This is a genomic window from Actinomycetospora termitidis, from assembly GCF_030286555.1.
GTDB lineage: Bacteria > Actinomycetota > Actinomycetes > Mycobacteriales > Pseudonocardiaceae > Actinomycetospora > Actinomycetospora termitidis.
Genome location: NZ_JASVWF010000001.1, coordinates 506158 through 525984, shown reverse-complemented (window position 1 = coordinate 525984; position 19827 = coordinate 506158). Strand labels below are relative to the sequence as shown.

Genomic DNA, 19827 nt, shown 5'->3' with positions numbered 1-19827 from the left:
AATGCGACCGGAAACAGATCCGGTGTGTATTCACGTTATCAAGAATTCCCACGAACGCGAGCACCCGGGGTGATGTCACCCGACGGTGGCGCGAAATGCCGACCGTCGAAGTCACACGCGTCACACCTCGCTGCCCGGCGGTCAGTTCCCCTTCGCGAGTCGGAGTCGGGTGAATTCCCGGGTGCGTGCCGTGAGTGCCTCCTCGGTGGGCAGACGCTCCATGCTGCTGGCCCCGTAGAAACCGTGGCAGGTCCGGGCCCGTTCGAGCACGTAGGCCGCGTCCTCCGGGGCCGAGACCGGCCCGCCGTGGACGAGGACGAGGACGTCGTCGCGGACCTCCCGCGCGGCCGTGGCCCACTCGTCGGTGAGCGCGACGCAGTCGTCCAGCGACTTGGCGGTCCCGGCGCCGATCGACCCACCCGTCGTCAGGCCCATGTGGCAGACCACGACGTCCGCGCCGGCCCGGGTCATCGCCCGCGCGTCGTCCGCGGAGAAGACGTAGGGCGTGGTCAGCAGGTCGTGCTCCCGCGCCGCGGCGACGAGGTCCACCTCGTGCGCGAAGCCCATCCCGGTCTCCTCGAGATTCGCGCGGAACGTCCCGTCGATGAGCCCGACGGTCGGGAAGTTCTGGATGCCGGCGAATCCGAGATCGGCGAGTTCGCGCAGGAATCGGTCCCGCAGGAGGAACGGGTCGGTGCCGTTGACTCCCGCGAGCACCGGGGTCTCGCGCACCACGGGCAGGACCTCGCGCGCCATCTCGACGACGATGTCGTTCGCGTTGCCGTAGGCGAGCAGCCCGGCCAGCGACCCGCGGCCCGCCATTCGATAGCGCCCCGAGTTGTAGATGACGATGAGATCGATGCCGCCCGCCTCCTCGCAGCGGGCCGAGAGCCCCGTTCCGGCGCCCCCTCCGACGATCGGTTCGCCGCGTCCGACCTTGTCCCGCAACCGCTCCAGGATCTCCTCGCGCCTCATGCCTCTCCGCTCTCCTGGTCGTGTCCGGCGATCTCGTGCAGGTTCTCGACGAGCACCCGCGCGAACTCCGGGTCGTTCACGTGCAGATCGGTCTCGATCAACCGGCGGTCGGCCGACGCGCGCAGTTCCGCGCGCAGCGTCTCGACCAGTGCGGCGGTCGCGTCGGGATCGGCGAAGGGACCGCCCTCGACGTCGAGGGCCGAGACTCCCGCCGTCGGGACCACCAGCCGGACCGGACCCTCACACGCGTTCAGCCCCTCGGCGAGGAAGCGTGCCGCGGCGCGACACTCGTCGGGGGTGGTGCGCATGAGCGTCACCTGGGCGTTGTGCTCGTAGAGGGTCCGGCCGCGGTAGTGCTCCGGCACGGTGTCCGGGGCGCCGAAGTTGACCATGTCCAGGGCACCGACGCTACCGACCCAGGGGACCCGCCGCCGGGAGATCGCCCCGAGCCGGTCGGCGTCGGCGGCCATGATCCCGCCGGCCACGAAATCGGCGATCTCGGTGGTGGAGACGTCGACGACGGCGGAGATCAACCCGTCGTCGACGAGCTTCTCCATCGCCCGCCCGCCGGTCCCGGTGGCGTGGAAGACGAGGCAGTCGTACTCGTCGGCGACCTGCTCGGTCACCGCGGTCACGCACGGGGTGGTCACCCCGAACATCGTGAGCCCGAGGGCGGGGCGGTCCACGGTGTCGACCGGGGGCGCGGACAGCGCGCCGGCGAGCGCGTGGGCGGCGTTGGACAGGACGACGCGGCTGATCCGGTTGAGCCCGGCCACGTCGGTCACGGAGTACATGAGCGTGATGTCCGAGGAGCCGACGTACGGCGCGGTGTTCCCGGAGGCCACGGTGGACACGACGATCTTCGGCACGCCGACCGGGAGCCGCTGCAGCGCCGGGGTCACGATCGCGGTCCCGCCGGAGCCGCCCAGCGCGAGCACCCCGTCGGGGCGCCGCGGCGGCAGCCACCGCGCCAGGGCGTCGGCCATCGCGCTCACCGAGGTGCCGCGGTCGCCGGTGAACACCTCGGGACCGGCGACCTCGTGGGGCGTCACGTCCGCCCGCCGCGCGTCCGCCTCGGAGGTCCCGACGTCGACCGTGGTCACCTCGTGACCGGCGGCCCGGACGAGGTCGGCGACGTGGTGCAGCTCGTCGCCCTTCGTGTCGAACGTGCCCACCACGTACGCGTGTGCCATACGGAGCTCCTGACCTCGGTGTCGTCGCCCGAGTCCTACCGCACTCGACGGCCTCCCGCGGCTGCTAGCGTGGAGTCGTGAAGAAGCTGGTCGTGCTCGCCGCGGCGGCGTACGGGGTGGTCCACCTCGTGCGGCGCAAGCAGCAGGAGCGGCCGGCCGCGGAGGTCTGGCGCGAGGCGACCCGCGCGTCGTAGGCCCCCGAGGGGACATAGCTCAATTGGCAGAGCACCGCCTTTGCAAGGCGGGGGTTAGGGGTTCGATTCCCCTTGTCTCCACCCACCGGCACCCGCCGCGCCCGTCAGGACGCGCATCACCTCGTCCTCGCCGACGCCGGACACCGCCGCCTGCAGCCACAGGCCATTGACGGCCGCCACCAGCACCTCGGGCCGCTCGGGGGCCAGGCGGTCCGCCACCGCCCGCAGCGCGGCGTCCCAGCGGTCGACCTCGCCGCGCAGGTCGTCGCGCCGGGCGGCGAGCAGGAACAGGTCGTACTCGGCGATCAGCTCCGCCCGGTCCGACGACGCGATCGTCGTGGCCAGGCCGGCGAGGGACGGCTCGGCCTCGAGCCCGGCGATGTAGCGGTCGTTCACCCCGGCCAGCGTGCTCACGAGCAGCTCGTCGACCGAGGCGAAGTAGTACAGGACCGCACTGGCGGGCACGCCGGCCTCGTCCGCGACCCGGCGCTGACTCACACCGCCGACCCCGTCGCGCGCGACGAGCCGCAGCGTCGCCTCGAGCAGTTCCCGACGACGGGTCGCGCCCTTGCGCCGGCGCCCGTCCGCGATCACGTCAGGCGGCATGCGACCCGCCGAGCTCGAGGGCCAGGACGCCGCAGATGACGAGGGCGATCCCGCCGACCTGCACCCAGGTCAGCGACTCGCCCAGGAACAGCGCCCCGATGACGGCGATCGCCGCCACCCCGGTCGCGGCCCAGATCCCGTAGGCGACCCCGACGGGCAGGCCGCGACCGAGCGCCTGCGACAGCGAGAAGAAGGCGGTCCCGTACCCGATCACCACGACGATCGACGGGACCAGCCGGCTGAAGCCCTCGGAGAGCTTCAACGACACGGTCGCCGCGACCTCGGCCACGATCGCCAGCGCCAACCAGAGGTACATGCCCCCAGACTACTGGAGCACTCGCTCCAGAAGTCTGCGTCGCTGCTCACCGGACGTGGAGCCGCAGCGGCAGCGACGCCCACTCGCGCATCGTGTTGTTCGGCCGGCGCACCGGCTCCCCGGCGGGCTCGATCCGCTCGACCCGGTCGGCCAGCGCCGCGAGCAGGGTCTCCGGCTCGAGACGGGCCACGTGCTGGCCGACGCACTGGTGCAGCCCGAACCCGAAGCCGACGTGACCGGACGGGTCGCGACGCAGGTCGAAGCGGTCGGGGTCGTCCCAGGCCCGCGGGTCGTGGTTCGCCGAGCCGAGGAACATCAGGATCTTCGACCCCTCGGGGACGACGACGTCGCCGATCGGCACGTCCACCTCGGCGGTGCGGAAGAACGTCTGCACCGGCGAGCCCCAGCGGACCGCCTCGTCGAAGCAGACCCGCCGTCGGGACGGGTCGGCGCGGAAGAGCTCCCACTGGTCGGGGTGGGTGGCCAGGCCGTGCAGCACCCAGCCCAGACCGTGCACGGTGGTGTCGACGCCGGCCGAGAGCAGCGAGCGCACGACCAGCGGGGCCTGCTCGGGGGTCAGGTCGCCGCGGTCCGCGGCGGCCCAGATGTCGGCGCCGAAGCCCTCGTCGGCGAGGACCTCGCGCGCACACTGCGCGTTCACCCAGGCCGCGTGCTCCGACGCGGCGGCCGCGCGGGCCGCCACCAGCTCGTTGTGCGGCCCGAAGGCGTTGAACAGGTACTCGCCGTAGGGCAGGAGGTGCTCGCGCCCCTCGCGCGGGATGCCGACCGCGTCCGGGAACACCCGCAGCGGGAACGACTCGGCGAGCGCCGCCATCCCGTCGACCTCCACCGGCCCGCGGCGCCCGTCGAGCAGCGCGTCGACGTGCTCGACCGCGGCGGCGGACCACCGCTCCCGCCACCGGCGCAGCGCCCGCGGGCCGAGGACCGCCGAGAGCACCCGGCGCGGGGCGTCGTGGTGCGGCGGGTCCGCCTCGAGCAGCAACGACGGTGGCCGCCACGGCGCCTCGCGGCGGAAGTTCGACAGCCCGACGCCGGCCGACGAGCAGAACCGCTGCCAGTCGGTGAGCGCCGCGCGGACCTCGGCGTGGCGGCCCATCGCGTACAGGTCGTAGCGGCTCAGGTGCACGACCGGGCCCGCGTCGCGCAGCGCGGCCTGGAACGGCAGCGGGTCGGTGAGGACCTCGACGGAGAACGGGTCGGTGTCGTTCACGGGCAGGAGATCGGCGGTGGTCATCACAGGTCCAGGACGAGGTGGTCGGAGGCGGCGCGCGAGACGCAGGGCAGCATGACGTCGCCGGCCGCGCGCTCGTGGTCGGCGAGGATCTGGTCGCGGTGGTCCGGGACGCCGGCGAGGACGGTCGTCTCGCACGTGCCGCAGGTGCCGCGCTCGCAGGACGACAACGTCGTCGCCCCCGCGCGCCGGGCGGCGTCGAGGACGCTGGTCCCCGCGTCGACGGTCACCGTCGCGCCGGCACGGGCGAGCTCCACCGTGAACGGCGTGTCGCGGACCGGGGCGGCGAGCTCGGCGGCGACGAACAGCTCCGTCCGCAGCCGGGCCGCCGGGACGAGCTCGGCGACGGCGGCGAGCAACGGCGCCGGACCGCACGCGTAGACGATGGTGTCCGGATCGACCGGACCCAGCCACGCGGCCAGCGGCAGGAGACCCTGCTCGTCCTGCGGGACCACGGTCGTCCGGTCGGCCCGGAGCTCGTCGAGGAAGGCCATCGACGCACGGCGGCGGCCGCCGTAGAGCAGCGCCCACTCCGCCCCGAGGACGTCGGCCGCCGTCATCATCGGCAGCAGCGGGGTGATGCCGATGCCGCCCGCGACGAAGCGGTACCGCGCGGCCGGGACCAGCGGGAAGTGGTTGCGCGGGCCACCGAGGCCGATGCGGTCGCCGACCCGGAGCACGTCGTGCACGTAGCTGGACCCACCCCGCCCGGCCGGCTCGCGCAGTACCGCGACCCGGTACGACGACGGGTCGCGACGGTCCCCGCACAACGAGTACGTCCGGGTGTCGCCGCTGCCGAGGGTGAGGTCGACGTGCGCGCCCGGCGTCCAGTCCGGCAGCCGCCCGCCGTCGGGACGGGCGAGCGTGAGGGCGACGACGCCCTCGGCGACGTCGTCCCGGGCGGTCACCACCAGCGAGGTCATGGCCGGTGAGGGTGCGTGACGGCGGACACGACCGACAGCCGTATCCCGTTCAATGGGTGAGACGGCTCCCGATCCGGCGGGCGGCCTCGGTGAGGGCGGGCACGGTCCTGGCCGCCTCGCCGTCGTTCGGGACCACCACCGACACCGCGGCGACCACCTGACCGTCCGGCCGGCGCACCGGGACGGCCACGCCCGTCGCGTCGAGGTGGATGTGGCCGGGGCAGAGGGCCACGCCGCGCTCGCGGATCTCGGCGAGCACGCGACGCAGGGCCGCCGGGTCGGTGATCGTGTTCCGCGTGAAACCGCCCAGCGGCCGGGCCAGGACGCGCTCCTGGAGCACGGTCGAGGCGAACGCGAGCAGGACCTGGCCCGACGACGAGGCGTGCAACGGCAACCGTGCGGCGATGCGGGTCAGGTTGATGACGGCGCGGTCGGCGGAGAGGCGCTCGACGAACAGCACCTCGTCGCCGTCGAGCACCCCGAGCTGGGCGTGGTGCCCGACGACGCGGTGCAGGTCCTCCAGCACCGGCATCGCGGTCTCGCGCAGCGACAGGGTGGGCGACGCCCGGGACGCCAGTTCCCACAGCCGCGTTCCGACCCGCACCCGCCGGTCGTCGCGGACCAGCAGCCCGTGCGCGACGAGGTCGGCCACCAGCCGCGACGCCGTCGCGGGCGGGAGACCGGCCCGCCGGGCCACCTCGCCCACGCCGAGCGCGGGCGCGTCCGGGGTGAACGCCTCCAGGATCCGCACCACCCGCTCGAGCACCGACTCGCCGGAGTCCGAGCGGGCCATCAGATCGTCCGGCGCATCCGCAGGCCCCCGAGCGCGGTCAGGGCGACGATCGCGGCGATCCCGAGGAAGCCGCCGCCGAGCCCGAGGCCGGCCGCGATCAGCCCGGTGAGGAAGGGTCCGCCCGCCTCGCCGAACTCCCGGCCGATCTCGGCCGACCCCATCGTCTGGCCGAGGCGTTCCTCCGGGCTCGACGCCGCGAGGACGGCGAAGGCCACCGGGGTGATCATGGCCGTCCCCAGTCCGATGACGACGGCCGCGGCCAGCAGGCCCACCAGGTGACCGACGACGGCCGGGACCGCCAGCCCGATCGCCGTCAGGAGGATCCCGCCGACGATCGCGACGCGATCCGGCAGCCGGCCCGCGTCGCGGACCCGCCCGACGAGGGGCTGGCTCACCGCGGCGACGATCGCGAGCACGGAGACCGCGGCGCCGGTCGCCACCGGGGAGAGGCCGTCGGCGGCGCCGACCAGCGGCAGGAACCCGACGCCGCAGGAGAGGGCAGCGGCGCTGGAGGCCAGGGCCAGGGTCGGCGGCAGGAAGCCCGGGTCGGCGAGGCCGCGGAGCGCCTGCCCGAGACCCTGGCGACGGCGGGGGAGCGGGGGCGGGTTCGGTACGACGATCACCGCCCACACGAAGACGGCGATCGCGAGCACCGTCAGGACCGTGAACAGCAGCGCGTAGCCGCCGGCCGCGACCAGCACGCCGCCGAGCAGCGGGCCCGCGGTGTACCCCAGGCCCTTCCACGCGCCGTAGCTGCCGAAGGCCCGGCCCTGTCCCTGCCGGGGGGCGATGCGTCCGATCAGCGCGCCGGCCGACGGTGAGAACGCCGCGGCGGCGGCGCCCTGGGCGAACCGTGCCAGGCCCAGCAGGGCCGGGTTCCCGACCAGCACGAACGCCGCGGACGCCACCGCGAACGCGAACAGCCCACCGAGCAGGACCGGGCGCAGCCCGACGCGGTCGGCGAGGGCGCCGAACACCGGCTTCAGGATGATCTCGGCGCCGTCGTAGAGCGCGAGCAGGATGCCGAGGGTCAGCAGCTGCTGGTCCAGGTCGCCGGTGAAGCCGAGGTTCGCCGCGATGCCGTGCGACCCGAACGCCGTGACGAACCCCGCGGCGTAGAGCGGGACGATCGCTCCGCGGGAGGCGGTCCCCGCCACGTCGTTCGCACCGTCGCTCACCGGCACATCACACCAGGGTCACCCCTGCGGCTGCGAGATGTTGACCAGCCACCTCACCCCGAAGCGGTCCACGCACTGCCCGAACTCGTCGCCCCACATCTGCTTCTCCAGCGGGACGTCGACGGTGCCGCCGTCGGAGAGCTTCGCCCAGTAGCCGCGGAGCTCGTCGCCCTGGTCACCGGACAGGCTGATCCGGGACGCCGACCCGGTCGGGGCGTCCATGCCGCTCGGGGTGTCCGAGCCCATGAGCACGAAGCCGCTGGGCGACTCCAGCTGGCCGTGCATGACCTTGTCCGCGTCCGGGCCCTCCGCGCCCATGTCGCCGAAGGACATGACGTTCAGGGTGCCGCCGAAGACGTCGCGGTAGAACTCCATGGCCTGCCGCGCGGAGTCGTCGAACTGCAGGTAGGGGTTGAGGTGGGTGCCCATGGGCCAATGTTAGCCAGATCACATCCGGTCACGGGGTCCGGACGCGGGGTCACCGGCGTCGCCGGGGCGGGCTCGGTCGGGACCACGAGCGTGGCCGAGACCGGCGCCGGCCCGGTCGACATCTGGTGCAGCAGGGCGAACTCGACGGCGGCCGCGGCGAGGACGAGCACGATCGTCACCGCCACCAGGACGTGCGTGCTCCCTCGCCTCACGGTCCGGATTGTGCCGGATGGTCACGTTTCCGTGTGTGGCGGAACCGGACGGTACGTCCCGAAGGACCACGTGTTGCCCTCGGGATCGACGACGGCGAACTCGCGGGAGCCGTAGTCCTGGTCGGTGAGGCCCATGACGACGTCGGCCCCGGCGGCGCTGACCCGCGCGTGGTGGGCGTCCGGGTCGTCGAGGACGAGGTAGAGGACGGCGCGTCCGGTGTCGAACGGGTCGTGGGGGCGGCGCGGGCCGAGCAGGACGGCCCCGTCACCCCAGAAGAGTTCGGCGTGCCCGGCCGAGACGTGGCCGGCGGTGAGTCCGAGGACGTCGGTGAGGTGCGCCGCGAGGGCGGGGATGTCGGAGCTGCGCAGCGTGGGAACGAGCATGCGGCGATCCTGGCGCGGTCGGCGCCCGGTGGTCTTGGACGTCGGGGACATCGCGGGCGGTCGGACATGGGGGGTCGGGGCGTGCGCGGTCAGGGCGTCCGCGTCACCTCGGCCGGGTCGACCGCGACGTCCGCCCAGCCCGCGACGTAGGCCCGGGGCGAGCAGCCCGCGAGCGCGGCGAACTCCCGGTCGAGGTGGGCGTGGTCGGCGAACCCGCAGTCCGCCGCGACGTCGGCGATGCGCCGGACCACCGCCGCCGTGCCCGCCGGGGGCACCAGCAGGTCGGCCGCGCGGCGGAAGCGCAGCACCCGACCCGCCGTCGTCGGGGACAGCCCGAGCTGCGTGCCGAACCGGCGGGACAGGTGCCGCCGGCTCCACCCGACGTCGGCCGCGATCGAGCCCACCGGCACGCGGCCGGCCGAGGACTCGAGCAGGGACCACGCCCGCCGGACCTCGGGGTCCGGGGGCGCGCCGTCCAGCAGCGCGGTGAGCGTGCCGGCGAGTGCGGTCAGACGGGCGGCCCAGCCCGGGAGCTCCGCGAGGCGTCCGGGGAGGCGGGCCCACGCGGGACCGAGCGCGTCCAGCGGCACCGTGCCCGGCAGGGGCGTGCCGAACAGCCGGAGCGCGCCGCCCGGGGTCAGGTCGGCCTGGAGCCCGCGCTGGTGGCCGCGGAACTCGGTGAGCGCCGGCACGTCGGTCAGGCCTCCGGCGAACGAGCCCAGGGCGGTCCCGTCGACCAGCAGCGGGTCGGCCAGCCCGATCACGAGCGTGCACGTCGCGCCCGGGGCCTGGCGGCGACGGACCGGGTCGGTCGCCCGCTCGTCGTAGGCCACCAGCCGTCGGACGACGCCACGCAAGGGCGCCGGCACGTCCGCGACCAGGAACACCCCGGTGATGATGCCGCTACGGTGCCGCGCGTGTCCGCCCCCGATCCGGTCCGCGATGCCGTGCGGGACGCCGTCCGTCGCGCCCACGAGTCCCAGCCGCTGCTGAACGCGTTCGTCGCGATCGGACCCGAGCTCCCGGACGGGTCCGCCGGCGAGCCGCCGCTGCGCGGGCTGCCGATCGCGGTGAAGGACGACGTCGGCGCGGCGGGACGGGTCGCCGGGCGGGGCGGGCGCGCGTTCACGTCCCCGCACCCGGCCGACGACCCGTTCATGGCCGCGGTCCGGCGGGCCGGCCTCGTGCCGATCGGCCGCACGACGTTGCCCGAGCTCGCGGCGTTCGGCGTCACCGACTCCGCTGCGCACGGCACCACCCGCAACCCGCTCGCCCTCGGGCACACCCCCGGCGGCTCCTCCGGCGGGTCGGCCGCCGCGGTCGCCGCGGGGGTGGTCGACCTCGCGACCGCGGGCGACGGCGCGGGCTCGATCCGCATCCCGGCGGCCTGCTGCGGGCTGCCCGGGTTCAAGCCGACCACCGGGACGATGCCCGGCTCCTGGCCCGACGACCCGTCGTCCGCGGTCCCCGCCGGCTGGTGCGGGTTGGCGACGACGGGCTGCCTCACCCGGGAGCTCGCGCTCGCGGCGTCCTTCTACGACGCGGTCGGCACGTTCCCCGAGCCGTTGCGGGCCGCGCTGGACGCCGAGCCGGGGCGGCTGCGGATCGGGGTGTCGGTCGACCCGCTGCCCCTCGCGCCACCGGTGCCACTGGACCCGCACGTCGGAGGGGCTGTCCGGCTCGTGGCGGACCGGCTCGCGGCGGCGGGCCACCACGTCCGGCCCGTGCGCATCCGGGCCGACCGGGCGCAGGCGGCCGCGCTCGCCGTCACCACTCGCATCCTGCGCGGGCTCGCGGACGCCGCGGCCGGGGCGGACCACCCCGAGCGGTTCGAGCCACGCATCCGTGACCTCGTGCGCGCCGGCGCCGCGATCCCCGACGCCGTGGTGGTCCGCGCGGTCGCCCACGGCCGTCGGCTCGGCGAGCGGCTGCTGGAGCAGCTGGGGGTCGACGTGCTGCTCACCCCGACGATGCGGGGGACGGCCCCGGCGGTCGACCGATGGGGTGGGCCCGGGCGCAACGGGCTGCGCACACTGACCTCGATGGGTCGCTTCTACGGGTACACCCCGCTCCACAACCACACCGGGGCGCCGGCGGTCTCCCTGCCGGTCGACACCGGGGCAGGGCTGCCGGCGGCCGTCCAGCTCGCCGCCGCGCCGGGAGCCGACGCGCTGCTGATGTCGCTGGCGGGTCAGGTGCTCGCGGCGCACTCCGACGGGTGGGACTCGCAGTAGGGGGTCATGCCGGGGAAACGCCCGCGGTGGTCGGCGACCCAGCGGTAGACCCGCTCCTGCAGACCCGCCGTCGCGCGGTAGACCGTAGTCGGGACGCGGGTGCCGGTGACCGTGTCGAGCAGGGCGTTCACCGCCGCCGCCCCGCCGTGGCGCACGCCGTCCGGTCCGCGGAACTGCACCGCGTCCGCGCAGGTCGCCGCGTCGGTGCCGATCGACTCGGGCACCCCGGGCTCCTGGTACGGACGCATCTCGACCCGGCCGCGGCGGTCCAGGGCGCGGGCCCACCCGACGCTGCGGGTGCAGAAGCCGCAGTACCCGTCGAAAACCAACAAACCGTCAGCCATGACTCCCAGGGTAGGTTCCCGGGACATGAGTCGGCGCGTGGTCATCATCGGGGCCGGGTTCGGTGGCATCGGTGCCGCCATCGAGCTGCGGGCACACGGCTTCACGGACGTCACGATCCTCGACGCCGCACCGGGCATCGGCGGGACGTGGCTCGCGAACACCTATCCCGGTGCGGCGTGCGACGTCCCGAGCCACCTGTACTCGTACTCCTTCGCCCAGCGGCGGACCTGGTCGCGCCTGTGCTCCCCGCAGTCGGAGATCCTGGAGTACCTGCGCGCGGTGGCCCGCGAGCACGGGGTGGACCACCTGGTGCGGCCGGACACGAAGGTCACGGCCACCCGGTGGGACGACGAGGCACGCCTGTGGCGGGTCGAGACCGAGCAGGGCGACGAGTACACCGCCGACGCCGTCGTCATCGCGACGGGGCAGCTCGCCCAGCCGTCGATCCCGGCCATCCCCGGGAAGGACGACTTCGCGGGCCGCTCCTTCCACTCGGCCGAGTGGGACCACGAGCACGATCTGACGGGCCGCCGCGTCGCCGTGATCGGGACGGGCGCGAGCGCCGTGCAATTCGTCCCGGAGATCGCACCCGTCGTCGGGAAGCTGTCGGTGTTCCAGCGGACCGGGAACTGGTTCCTGCCGCGCAAGAACCTGCGCTACCCGCGCTCGGTGCGGGCCCTGCTGAAGGTCCCGGGCGTGCAGAAGGTGCGCCGCTGGGGCCTGAAGCGGCTGTACCTGGAGTCGCTGACCCTCTCGATCCGCCATCCCCGCACCGCCGGGCCGGTGCTGAGGCTCAAGTCGCAGATCTTCATGCGGCACCAGCTGCGCGACCCGGAGGTGCGCCGCAAGGTCTGGCCGGACTACACGTTCGGGTGCAAGCGCGTGCTGTTCAGCTCGTACTGGCTGCCGGCGCTGCAGCGCGACAACGTCGAGGTGGTCACGGACTCCGTCGAGCGCGTCGAGCCGGAGGGCGTGCGGACGAAGGACGGACGGCTGCACGAGGTCGACACGATCATCTGGGGCACGGGCTTCCGGACGACGAGCTTCATGTTCCCCATGGAGGTGATCGGCCGCGAGGGTCGGTCGCTGCGCGACGAGTGGGCGAGCGGGCCGCACGCCCATCTCGGGATGACGGTGCCGGGCTTCCCGAACCTGTTCGTCATGTACGGCCCGAACACGAACACGTCGGGCGGGTCGATCATCGTGTACCTGGAGGCGCAGGCACGCTACGTGCGTACCGCGCTGGAGGAGGCCGACCGGCGGGGGGCCTCAGCGGCGGAGGTCCGCCCCGAGGTCGAGGCGGCCTCCGACGCCGAGGTCCAGTCCGCGTTCGAGGGGACGGCCTGGCAGGCGTGCGACTCCTGGTACCGCGACGAGTCCGGCCGGATCATCACGAACTGGCCCGGCTACATGTCGCAGTACGAGAAGGCGACCGAGGCGATCGACCCGGACGAGTACGTGTGGCTGGCGCCGGGCGAGCAGAAGGTGTCGCCCTGAGCGGTCACATCCGGGGCTGACCGTTCGAGGCGCCCAGCCCGCCGTCGACCGGGATGTGGGCGCCGGAGACGAAGCGCGCGTCGTCGCTCGCGAGGAAGGCGATGACGTCGCCGACCTCGGCGGGCTCGGCGGCCCGGCCCATCGGGATCCGGTCGCGGAAGCGCGCCATGACCTCGTCGTCGGACCGGATCCCCTCGCTCATCTCCGTCGCGGTGAGCGAGGGGTGGACGGCGTTGACGCGGACGCCGTCGGCGCCGTGGTCGAGGGCCATGGCGTTGGTCAGGTTGACCACCGCGCCCTTGGCGGCGTTGTAGGCGGCCATGCCCCAGTCGCCGCCGGTGCCGGACACCGAACCGACGTTGACGATGCTGCCGCGGGTCGCCTTCAGGTGCCCGATCGCGGCCTTCGAGGCGTAGAAGACGCCGTCGACGTCGGTCGCCATCACCTCGCGCCAGGTGTTCGCGTCGAGGTCGTCGACGGTGCCGGGCCGGGCGATCGCGGCGTTGTTGACCAGCGTGTCCAACCGCCCGTGCTCGCGGGCGACCTCGTCGATCAGGTGCGTGATCGCCTGCTCGTCGGAGGTGTCGCACGCCTTCGCGACGACCGTCGAGCCGGCCGGGGCGTCGGCGACGGTCTTGTCGAGCTTGTCCTGCGACCGGCCGGCGACGACGACCGTGGCGCCGTCGGCGGCGAATCGGTGCGCGGCGGCGGCGCCGATGCCGGAGCCCCCTCCGGTGACGACGACGACCTTGCCGGTGGAACGACCTTCAACCATGTCGTCGGCATCCCCGTCCGACGCGACGCCCGAACGAGGACGCCGGTCACACGCGGGTTGTCCACAGGAGCTGTCCACGGTGGGGATCGAATGACACCGGTGTAGTTCGTCCACAGGCGTTGTCCACAGTGTGGATGAAGCACACGTGTGTAGTTCGCGCCGGGTCGGTGGTCCCGGGCTACTGTCGCGCCGGTGAGACGACGCGTGACCATCGAGCTGAAGACGCCCGCCGAGATCGAGCTGATGCGCGAGGCCGGTCGGGTCGTCGCGCGCTGCCTGGCCGCGGTCCAGGAGGCGAGCGCCCCGGGCGTGACGCTGAAGGAGCTCGACACCGTCGCGCACGACGTGATGAACGACCACGGCGCCAAGCCCGCGTTCCTCGACTACCACCCGCGCTTCGCCCCCTCGCCGTACCCGGGCGTCATCTGCGCGAGCGTCAACGACGCCGTCGTGCACGCCATCCCGGGCTCCTACCGCCTGCAGGACGGGGACCTGGTCAGCATCGACATCGGCGCCTTCGTCGACGGCTGGTGCGGGGACGCGGCGGTGAGCTACGTGGTCGGGACGGCCGACCCGGAGGACCTCGCGCTCATCGAGACCACGGCCGCTGCCCTGCACGCCGGGATCGCCGAGGCCCGGCGCGGCAACACCCTCGGCGACGTCGGGGCGGCGATCGCCGGCGTGGCCCGCCCGCAGGGCTACGGGATGCTCGCCGACCACGGCGGCCACGGGATCGGGCGCGCCATGCACGAGCAGCCGCACGTCCCCAACGAGGGCCGCCGGGGCAAGGGCATGAAGCTCCAGCCCGGCCTCGTCATCGCGATCGAACCCATGCTGCACCGGGGCGGGGAGGACGACTACCGCCACGACCCGGACGGCTGGACCCTCCGCACCGCCGACGGCAGCCGTGCCGCGCACGTCGAGCACACGGTCGCGATCACCCCGGAGGGGCCGCGGATCCTGACGCTGCCGTGACCCCCTGGTTCCACGTGCGCCCGGTGGCGCGCGGGGTGTGGCTGATCGCGGAGCCGGCGCACGTGAACTCCTGGCTGGTCGCCGGGGACGACCGCACCGTGCTCGTCGACACCGGCCTGGGGATCGCCCCGATCCGGCCGGTCGTCGAGTCGGTGTGCTCCCTGCCGGTGGACGTGGTGAACACCCACGCGCACTTCGACCACGTCGGCGGGAACGCCGAGTTCTCCCGCGTCTCGGCCTTCGGGGCCCCGGCGGCGGGTGCGGCCGCCGAGCGCGCGGCCTATCTCGCCTGGATGCGCGAGGTCCTCGACGCCGCCGCGGCCTACCGCGACCTGGACCGGCGGTACTTCCACCTGCTGACGGCGGACTCCGACCCGCGACCCCTGCCCGACGACGTCGAGCGCTGGGTGGACCCCGGCCCGCCGTCGGGACCGGAGCCGGCGCCGCTGCACGACGGCGACCGGATCGACCTCGGCGGCCGCACCCTGACCGTCCTCCACACCCCGGGGCACAGCCCCGACTCGATCTGCCTGCTCGACGAGCGCGACGGCGTCCTGTTCGGCGGCGACACCCTGAACTCCGGGCCGATCTACGCCCAGGCGCCGGAGTGCGACCTCGAGGCGTTCGCCCGGTCCACCGCCCGCCTGGCGGAGCTCGAGGTCTCCCTGGTGTGCATGGCGCACTTCGGCCTGGCCGTCGCCGAGCCGCGCTACGTCGTCGACGTCGCCGAGGCGTTCGACCGGCTCGTCGCAGGAGACCCGTCCGTCGTCGTGCGGCCGGCGCGGGAATGCGACGGCGAGGAGGTCCGCGAGGCCGTGTTCGACCGGTGCTCGGTGTACCTGCCGGCCTGAATCAGTCCTGCGTCGCGCCCGCCCGCTCGCGGTGTGCGGACTCCCAGTCCGAGTCGTCGCGCCCGGTGTCCTGGTCCGTGCGGCTCTGCGGCCGCCGCCGCACGCCGCGGTTCTCCACCCGGTGCAGCTGTCCCTCGCCGTCGCGGCCCCAGTGCGTGCCGTGCGAGTCGGTGAACCGCATCTCCGGCACCGCCGGGGCGGAGTAGAGCTCCTCGCGTGACACCTCGTCGGCGCCGAACGGCAGGGAGCGCACCGCGTCGTGGTGCGGGGGCAGCAGGGCCAGCTCCACCGAGTGCTGGTCGTCGCTCGAGGGCAGGGAGAACAGGCACCTGACGTTGAACACCGGCGAGTCGCCGCCGTTGTGCACGCACAGCACGTAGTCCTCGTCCCGGTCGTGGTTCGCGCCGTCGTCGAGCCACGACGCGACGCCCTGCGCCTGCTGCTCCTGGCGCACCTCGACCGAGTCCTTGCGGTTCAGGAGCATGATCCAGACGTAGGCGGCGAAACCGAGGAGCGATCCGGCGCTGCCGATCGCGGACACCCACTGGGCGATGGTCTGGGAGCTCATGGGCGGGCGAGTGCCCACCCGGGGGCTCCTTCTACTCACCGACGCGCCCACGGGATGGTTCTGCCCTAGGGTCCGCTGCCATGCCGTCGACCAGCGCGGGCCCGCCCGCTCCCACCCCGCCCGGGGCCGACGCGAGCCCGGGCACGCTCGTGCGCTGGACCTTCGACGTGCTCAACACCCACCACGCGGCCCCGCTGCGCGCGGTGTGGACCGACGACACGCGGGAGCGGATGCCGAACGCCACCTACCGCGGCGGCGCAGAGATCCAGGCGTACTTCGAAGGCCTGTTCGCCGCGCTGCCCGACCTCACCCTGACGATGCAGGCGATGGCCGAGCAGGGCGAGGACGTGTTCGTGCGCTGGACGATGACCGGAACGCACACCGGCGCCGCACTCGAGGGCATCGAACCGACCGGGAAGCGGCTCGACATCGACGGCGTGGACCACTTCACCGTCCGCGACGGGAAGATCCTGTCGAACTTCGTGATCTACGACCAGATGCAGTTCGCGCGTCAGCTCGGGTTGTTGCCCGCCGACGGGTCCCGGCTCGACGTCGGGCTCAGGCGGGGCTACAACCTGCTCGCGCGGCTGCGGGGCTGAGCGCTACTCGACCTTCTTGCGCGCGCGGCCGTGCGTGCCCCCGCGCCCACGGAACTCGACGCCCGCGTCGACGAGCAGGCGACGGACCCGGCCGATGCTGTAGCCGGTCTCGGCACAGATCTCCCGGATGCTCGCGCCCTTCTGGTACCGCTTCAGCAGCTCGCCCGACAGCTTCTCGCGCTCGGACCCGGTCACCCGCTGGTTACGCGCCAGGTCGGGAGTCTTCGTCATGGCGGTATTCTCACCGTGCGTGGCCGTCGAGCGCCAGAACTTGCTGGTACAGAGATGCTGAACGGTCGACATAGGCGTCTGAACGACGGAAAGTGGTCACCGTTCGCGCATTGGAGTGACCCTTCGTATCAGTTCGGCGGCGGAGAAGCCGAGCGGTAGGCCGGGTGCTGCCGCCCGCGCGGGGTCACGTCCTCCGCGGACTCGGCCCCCCACACCGTCCAGCCCGGCCGTGGGTAGCGGGCGAACATCTCCAGGTACGGCCCGGGCGAGCACTCCTCGATCACGTCGTAGGCCTCGTCGGGCTTCCGGGAGTGCTCCCGCTTCACCGTCTCGATCATGTTGACCTGACGACGGGCGGGCGGGAGGGTCCGCATCGACCCGCGCACGCCGAACAGGATCAGCTCGGTGACGTTGCGGAAGTAGAACCCGACGCCACGGCCGTCGGGCCCGCCGTCCTTGCGTCGCTTCGCCCACACCAGGTTCGAGACGTACCGGAAGCCCCAGCCCTGCATGACGGCGAGCCCCTCGGGCAGCAGCGCGTTCGGCACCCACAGGTAGAGGTGGGCGTTGTCGGCCACGACGTCGGCGACGGGCAGCGCCGCGATCTCGGCCGCCGTCATGGTGTCGTACCGGTCGAGCCGGCGGTGCTCCGGCGCGACCTTCCCCGTGCGGTTGGAGAAGCGCCAGGGCGGATCGGCGTACACGCAGGGCCAGCCGCCCTCGACCGTCGGCAGCGGCACCGACTCCGCGGGCGTGACGTCGGCCCGCAGCGGGTCGGCCCGGCGGGCGCGGCGTGCGGGCGGGGCGTCCGGGGAGGCGGCGTCGAGGGGTGGGGCGGTCACGGGCGGCACGCTAGCGAGGGGGTCCGACAGCCTCCCGACGTCGTCGTTCACCCGGCCCACCCCTCGAGCACCGGCTGGTCCTCACGGTCACCGGACCACCGGACCGGCACCGCGCCGTCGTCGGGAACGAAGCACCGGGCGCTGATGGCGACCGCGAGCAGCGGGCAGCCCCCGGCGTCGCCGCGGGTCATCCGCGACTCGAGCTTGCCCAGGTGGGTCGTCGTGGACGTGGAGAAGCGGCTGCGCACCTGCTCGTCGGTCTGTCCGGCCGCCCGGGAGAGGCGGCGGGCGAGGTCGCGCAGGTCGTCGTGGGTGCGGGTGAGCAGGACGGCCCCGTCGATCAGTCCTGCGTCGTAGAGGCTGCGGTAGGCGCCGATGTCGCGGTCGAGGTTGCCGTCCTTGGCGTTCCACTCCACGTCCAGCGCGACCCGACCCTTGACGTTGTCGACCTTGTACCCCTCGTTGCGCACCTCGTCGGTGCGTTCGACGATCTCGTGCTCCCCGGCCGGCGCCCACGGCTGCACCTGCAGCACCGAGCGCACGACGGTGTCGACCCGCCCCTCGCGCCAGCCCCGCGCGCGCAGGTCGGTGTTGAGCCGCGCGGCGAGCTTCGACTCGTTGCCGCCGGCCTCGATCAGGTCGACGGTGCCGAGCGTGAACGCCGTCAGGACCGCGCAGAGCTCGCCGAACTCCTCCGGGGCGGTCGCGGCGAGAATCGCCGCGGCGTTGCGGGTCTCCCGCAGCTCGAAGCGTCCGCCCAGCTCCGCGAGCACGGCGAGTGACCCGCCCGGCACGGCCCGCGACCAGCTGTGCGTGAGCTCCACGGTCGGGAAGTGTCCCAGGTGAGGGGTTCGCTAGGTTCGGCCGGACGCGCGCGCCGGAGGAGGAGAGCCGGATGACCACGACGCCGGCCCGGGGCCTCGTCCGACCCGTCGTCCCGACGACGGGTGCGGCGGCGGTCGCGTGGCGACCGGTCCTCGCGATCGCCGTGGCGCTCGGAGCGTTGCTCGTGGCGCTGTCCACCCGCTACGGGATGTTCGGCGACGAGTACTACTTCCTGTCCGCGGGGTCCCGTCCGAGCCTCGGGTACGCCGACCAGCCGCCGATGCTGCCGCTGCTCGCGGCCCTGCTCGACCATCTCGCGCCCGGGCAGTTGGTGGTGCTGCGGCTGCCCGCGGCCATCCTGACGGCCGTCGGTGCCGTCGTCGCGGCCCTGATCGCCGCGGAACTCGGCGGACGGCGGCGGGCCCAGGTGCTCGCGTGTGCCGCCACGGCGATCAGCCCCTACCTGCTCGCGACGGGCCACCTGCTCGCCACCTCCACCGTGGACCCGGTCTGCTGGGCGCTCGTGCTCTGGTTGCTCGTGCGGTGGGTGCGGCTGGACCGGCAGGGGGTGCCCGACGACCGGTTGCTCCTCTGGCTCGGGCTCGTCGTCGCGGTCGCGCTGTTCGACAAGGTGCTCATCCCGGTGTTGCTGGCCGCGGTGGCGGTCGGGGTGTGGGTGTCGGGCCCACGACGGCTGTTCGGACGCCCGCTGCTCTGGGTCGGGCTCGGCGTCGCGGCGGCGTCGACGGTCCCGACGCTCGTCTGGCAGGCCCGGCACGGGTGGCCCCAGCTGCGCATGGGCTCGGTGGTGTCGGGGGAGTCGTCGCTGTTCGGGGACCGCTGGCAGTTCCTCCCGCGGGCGCTCTACTACGCGGGCCTGGCGCCGGGTGCGGTGCTCGTGGTGGTCGGGGTGTGGGCGTTGCTGAGGTTCCCCCCGCTGCGGCCGTGGCGGTTCCTCGGCGGGGCGTCGCTGCTGGTCACCGCCGTGCTGCTGGCCGCGGGCGGCCGGCCCTACTACCTGTCCGGGCTCTACGCGCTGCTCCTCGCGGTCGGGGCGGTGGCGGCGTGCTCGATGCCGGTGGCGCGCGGCCGGTGGTGGCGGTGGACCCTGCGGCCGACCGTCGTCGTGGTGTCGGCGGTGCTCACCGTGCTCTGGGTGCTGCCCATCGGCCCGGCGTCGTGGCGGGCCCCCACCGAGTTCGAGACGATGGGCCAGATCGGGTGGCGGGACTTCGCGATCGGCGTCGCGCGCCAGTACCGCGCGCTGCCGCACACGACGTCCGTGATCGCCTACTCGTACTGGTACGCCAGTGCCCTGGAGCGGGAGGGCCCGGTCCACGGGCTGCCCGAGACGATCTACTCGACCCACCGCGGGTTCGGCTACTTCGACGTGCCGCCCGGATCGGTGGACGCGCTGCTCGTGGGTGACGTGAAGTGGGCTCCCCGGTTCTGCAGCCGGCTGGTGCCGCTGCCGCAGTTCGTGGGTCCGCAGGTGACGCCGGTGAACGACCGCGTGCCGATGGCCGTGTGCACGCCCTCGCGTCCGTGGGCGGAGGCCTGGCCGTCGCTGCGGAACCTCGCCTGACTGTGGTTCGGATCACATCGGGGACTCGAGGGCGACCTGGGCATT

Annotated in this window: 24 protein-coding genes and 1 tRNA gene; 8 read left to right on the top strand and 17 right to left on the bottom strand. The window is 73.8% G+C overall.

All coding sequences use genetic code 11. The features are described 5' to 3' along the window. Positions 1 to 141 precede the first annotated feature (141 nt). Both QRT03_RS02635 and QRT03_RS02630 read right to left on the bottom strand, forming a co-directional pair. Positions 142 to 975, bottom strand: coding sequence for a phosphoenolpyruvate hydrolase family protein (locus QRT03_RS02635; RefSeq protein WP_286050897.1), 834 nt, complete (start codon positions 973 to 975; stop codon positions 142 to 144). Continuing rightward, positions 972 to 2168: a Tm-1-like ATP-binding domain-containing protein gene (locus QRT03_RS02630; RefSeq protein WP_286050896.1), complete on the bottom strand. Its 1197-nt coding sequence runs from the start codon at positions 2166 to 2168 to the stop codon at positions 972 to 974. The genes QRT03_RS02635 and QRT03_RS02630 overlap by 4 nt, the downstream gene beginning before the upstream one ends. 77 nt (positions 2169 to 2245) lie before the next feature. Between QRT03_RS02630 and QRT03_RS02625 the strand changes: the two genes are divergently transcribed. Further along, positions 2246 to 2362, top strand: coding sequence for a DLW-39 family protein (locus tag QRT03_RS02625; RefSeq protein WP_286050895.1), 117 nt, complete (start codon positions 2246 to 2248; stop codon positions 2360 to 2362). A gap of 8 nt (positions 2363 to 2370) precedes the next feature. After that, positions 2371 to 2443, top strand: a tRNA-Ala gene (locus QRT03_RS02620). Here QRT03_RS02620 and QRT03_RS02615 read toward each other — a convergent pair. From QRT03_RS02615 to QRT03_RS02575, 9 genes are all read right to left on the bottom strand, one after another. Continuing rightward, positions 2417 to 2968 carry a TetR/AcrR family transcriptional regulator gene (locus QRT03_RS02615; protein ID WP_286050894.1) on the bottom strand — a complete coding sequence of 184 codons (552 nt, stop codon included), beginning with the start codon at positions 2966 to 2968 and terminating at the stop codon, positions 2417 to 2419. The two genes, QRT03_RS02620 and QRT03_RS02615, sit on opposite strands and share 27 nt — an antisense overlap. Continuing rightward, positions 2958 to 3284 (bottom strand): DMT family transporter, encoded by a 327-nt coding sequence (locus tag QRT03_RS02610; protein WP_286050893.1) that lies wholly within the window; start codon positions 3282 to 3284, stop codon positions 2958 to 2960. Before QRT03_RS02610 ends, QRT03_RS02615 begins: the two co-directional genes overlap by 11 nt. A gap of 46 nt (positions 3285 to 3330) precedes the next feature. Continuing rightward, complete coding sequence (locus tag QRT03_RS02605) at positions 3331 to 4539, bottom strand: cytochrome P450 (RefSeq protein WP_286050891.1); 1209 nt, start codon at positions 4537 to 4539, stop codon at positions 3331 to 3333. Next, a complete protein-coding gene (locus QRT03_RS02600; RefSeq protein ID WP_286050890.1) occupies positions 4539 to 5459 on the bottom strand; it encodes a PDR/VanB family oxidoreductase in 921 nt (306 codons plus the stop codon). Before QRT03_RS02600 ends, QRT03_RS02605 begins: the two co-directional genes overlap by 1 nt. Positions 5460 to 5508: 49 nt before the next feature. Continuing rightward, on the bottom strand, positions 5509 to 6252 hold the full coding sequence (locus tag QRT03_RS02595) for an IclR family transcriptional regulator (RefSeq protein WP_286050889.1): 744 nt from the start codon (positions 6250 to 6252) through the stop codon (positions 5509 to 5511). Next, a complete protein-coding gene (locus QRT03_RS02590; RefSeq protein WP_286050887.1) occupies positions 6252 to 7430 on the bottom strand; it encodes an MFS transporter in 1179 nt (392 codons plus the stop codon). The genes QRT03_RS02595 and QRT03_RS02590 overlap by 1 nt, the downstream gene beginning before the upstream one ends. An 18-nt stretch (positions 7431 to 7448) precedes the next feature. Next, a complete protein-coding gene (locus tag QRT03_RS02585) occupies positions 7449 to 7859 on the bottom strand; it encodes a VOC family protein (protein WP_286050886.1) in 411 nt (136 codons plus the stop codon). A 233-nt stretch (positions 7860 to 8092) separates the two neighbouring features. Continuing rightward, entirely contained in the window at positions 8093 to 8455 is a 363-nt protein-coding gene (locus QRT03_RS02580; RefSeq protein WP_286050885.1) for a VOC family protein, read from the bottom strand. 89 nt (positions 8456 to 8544) lie between these two features. Continuing rightward, a complete protein-coding gene (locus QRT03_RS02575; protein ID WP_286050884.1) occupies positions 8545 to 9342 on the bottom strand; it encodes a helix-turn-helix domain-containing protein in 798 nt (265 codons plus the stop codon). Positions 9343 to 9372: 30 nt separating this feature from the next. On the opposite strand from QRT03_RS02575, the gene QRT03_RS02570 reads away from it, so the two are divergent. Then, entirely contained in the window at positions 9373 to 10689 is a 1317-nt protein-coding gene (locus QRT03_RS02570; RefSeq protein ID WP_286050883.1) for an amidase, read from the top strand. On the opposite strand, the gene QRT03_RS02565 is transcribed toward QRT03_RS02570, so the two are convergent. Further along, on the bottom strand, positions 10647 to 11033 hold the full coding sequence (locus QRT03_RS02565) for a thiol-disulfide oxidoreductase DCC family protein (RefSeq protein ID WP_286050882.1): 387 nt from the start codon (positions 11031 to 11033) through the stop codon (positions 10647 to 10649). The genes QRT03_RS02570 and QRT03_RS02565 overlap by 43 nt on opposite strands. A 25-nt stretch (positions 11034 to 11058) precedes the next feature. Here QRT03_RS02565 and QRT03_RS02560 point away from each other — a divergent pair, with 25 nt between their 5' ends. After that, positions 11059 to 12531: a flavin-containing monooxygenase gene (locus QRT03_RS02560; RefSeq protein ID WP_286050881.1), complete on the top strand. Its 1473-nt coding sequence runs from the start codon at positions 11059 to 11061 to the stop codon at positions 12529 to 12531. A gap of 4 nt (positions 12532 to 12535) precedes the next feature. On the opposite strand, the gene budC is transcribed toward QRT03_RS02560, so the two are convergent. Continuing rightward, a complete protein-coding gene (gene budC / locus QRT03_RS02555) occupies positions 12536 to 13306 on the bottom strand; it encodes a meso-2,3-butanediol dehydrogenase (protein WP_286050880.1) in 771 nt (256 codons plus the stop codon). 204 nt (positions 13307 to 13510) lie between these two features. Here budC and map point away from each other — a divergent pair, with 204 nt between their 5' ends. Then, the gene (gene map / locus QRT03_RS02550) at positions 13511 to 14281 is read left to right on the top strand and encodes a type I methionyl aminopeptidase (protein WP_286050879.1); all 771 of its coding nucleotides are present in this window, start codon (positions 13511 to 13513) and stop codon (positions 14279 to 14281) included. Then, positions 14278 to 15132, top strand: a complete 855-nt coding sequence (locus QRT03_RS02545; RefSeq protein WP_286050878.1) for an MBL fold metallo-hydrolase — start codon at positions 14278 to 14280, stop codon at positions 15130 to 15132. Before map ends, QRT03_RS02545 begins: the two co-directional genes overlap by 4 nt. 1 nt (position 15133) lies before the next feature. On the opposite strand, the gene QRT03_RS02540 is transcribed toward QRT03_RS02545, so the two are convergent. Beyond that, the gene (locus QRT03_RS02540; protein ID WP_286050877.1) at positions 15134 to 15700 is read right to left on the bottom strand and encodes a hypothetical protein; all 567 of its coding nucleotides are present in this window, start codon (positions 15698 to 15700) and stop codon (positions 15134 to 15136) included. Positions 15701 to 15780: 80 nt separating this feature from the next. Here QRT03_RS02540 and QRT03_RS02535 point away from each other — a divergent pair, with 80 nt between their 5' ends. Beyond that, complete coding sequence (locus tag QRT03_RS02535) at positions 15781 to 16299, top strand: ester cyclase (protein ID WP_286050875.1); 519 nt, start codon at positions 15781 to 15783, stop codon at positions 16297 to 16299. A gap of 3 nt (positions 16300 to 16302) precedes the next feature. Here QRT03_RS02535 and QRT03_RS02530 read toward each other — a convergent pair whose 3' ends face one another. From QRT03_RS02530 to QRT03_RS02520, 3 genes are all read right to left on the bottom strand, one after another. After that, the gene (locus tag QRT03_RS02530) at positions 16303 to 16530 is read right to left on the bottom strand and encodes a helix-turn-helix domain-containing protein (protein WP_286050874.1); all 228 of its coding nucleotides are present in this window, start codon (positions 16528 to 16530) and stop codon (positions 16303 to 16305) included. A 128-nt stretch (positions 16531 to 16658) separates the two neighbouring features. Then, complete coding sequence (locus QRT03_RS02525) at positions 16659 to 17372, bottom strand: MT-A70 family methyltransferase (RefSeq protein WP_286050873.1); 714 nt, start codon at positions 17370 to 17372, stop codon at positions 16659 to 16661. A gap of 47 nt (positions 17373 to 17419) precedes the next feature. Continuing rightward, complete coding sequence (locus QRT03_RS02520; protein ID WP_286050872.1) at positions 17420 to 18196, bottom strand: BglII/BstYI family type II restriction endonuclease; 777 nt, start codon at positions 18194 to 18196, stop codon at positions 17420 to 17422. Between the two features lie 71 nt (positions 18197 to 18267). Between QRT03_RS02520 and QRT03_RS02515 the strand changes: the two genes are divergently transcribed. Further along, positions 18268 to 19782: an ArnT family glycosyltransferase gene (locus tag QRT03_RS02515; RefSeq protein ID WP_286050871.1), complete on the top strand. Its 1515-nt coding sequence runs from the start codon at positions 18268 to 18270 to the stop codon at positions 19780 to 19782. The last annotated feature ends 45 nt before the right edge of the window (positions 19783 to 19827 follow it).

Bases quoted from the DNA above. Each gene is read 5' to 3' on its own strand.
- QRT03_RS02565 (WP_286050882.1), bottom strand. From the start codon at position 11,033: ATGGCTGACGGTTTGTTGGTTTTCGACGGGTACTGCGGCTTCTGCACC.
- QRT03_RS02600 (WP_286050890.1), bottom strand. From the start codon at position 5,459: ATGACCTCGCTGGTGGTGACCGCCCGGGACGACGTCGCCGAGGGCGTC.
- budC (WP_286050880.1), bottom strand. From the start codon at position 13,306: ATGGTTGAAGGTCGTTCCACCGGCAAGGTCGTCGTCGTCACCGGAGGG.
- QRT03_RS02535 (WP_286050875.1), top strand. From the start codon at position 15,781: ATGCCGTCGACCAGCGCGGGCCCGCCCGCTCCCACCCCGCCCGGGGCC.
- QRT03_RS02605 (WP_286050891.1), bottom strand. From the start codon at position 4,539: ATGACCACCGCCGATCTCCTGCCCGTGAACGACACCGACCCGTTCTCC.
- QRT03_RS02580 (WP_286050885.1), bottom strand. From the start codon at position 8,455: ATGCTCGTTCCCACGCTGCGCAGCTCCGACATCCCCGCCCTCGCGGCG.
- QRT03_RS02635 (WP_286050897.1), bottom strand. From the start codon at position 975: ATGAGGCGCGAGGAGATCCTGGAGCGGTTGCGGGACAAGGTCGGACGC.
- QRT03_RS02615 (WP_286050894.1), bottom strand. From the start codon at position 2,968: ATGCCGCCTGACGTGATCGCGGACGGGCGCCGGCGCAAGGGCGCGACC.
- QRT03_RS02530 (WP_286050874.1), bottom strand. From the start codon at position 16,530: ATGACGAAGACTCCCGACCTGGCGCGTAACCAGCGGGTGACCGGGTCC.
- QRT03_RS02610 (WP_286050893.1), bottom strand. From the start codon at position 3,284: ATGTACCTCTGGTTGGCGCTGGCGATCGTGGCCGAGGTCGCGGCGACC.
- QRT03_RS02630 (WP_286050896.1), bottom strand. From the start codon at position 2,168: ATGGCACACGCGTACGTGGTGGGCACGTTCGACACGAAGGGCGACGAG.
- QRT03_RS02595 (WP_286050889.1), bottom strand. From the start codon at position 6,252: ATGGCCCGCTCGGACTCCGGCGAGTCGGTGCTCGAGCGGGTGGTGCGG.
- QRT03_RS02515 (WP_286050871.1), top strand. From the start codon at position 18,268: ATGACCACGACGCCGGCCCGGGGCCTCGTCCGACCCGTCGTCCCGACG.
- QRT03_RS02560 (WP_286050881.1), top strand. From the start codon at position 11,059: ATGAGTCGGCGCGTGGTCATCATCGGGGCCGGGTTCGGTGGCATCGGT.
- QRT03_RS02585 (WP_286050886.1), bottom strand. From the start codon at position 7,859: ATGGGCACCCACCTCAACCCCTACCTGCAGTTCGACGACTCCGCGCGG.
- QRT03_RS02540 (WP_286050877.1), bottom strand. From the start codon at position 15,700: ATGAGCTCCCAGACCATCGCCCAGTGGGTGTCCGCGATCGGCAGCGCC.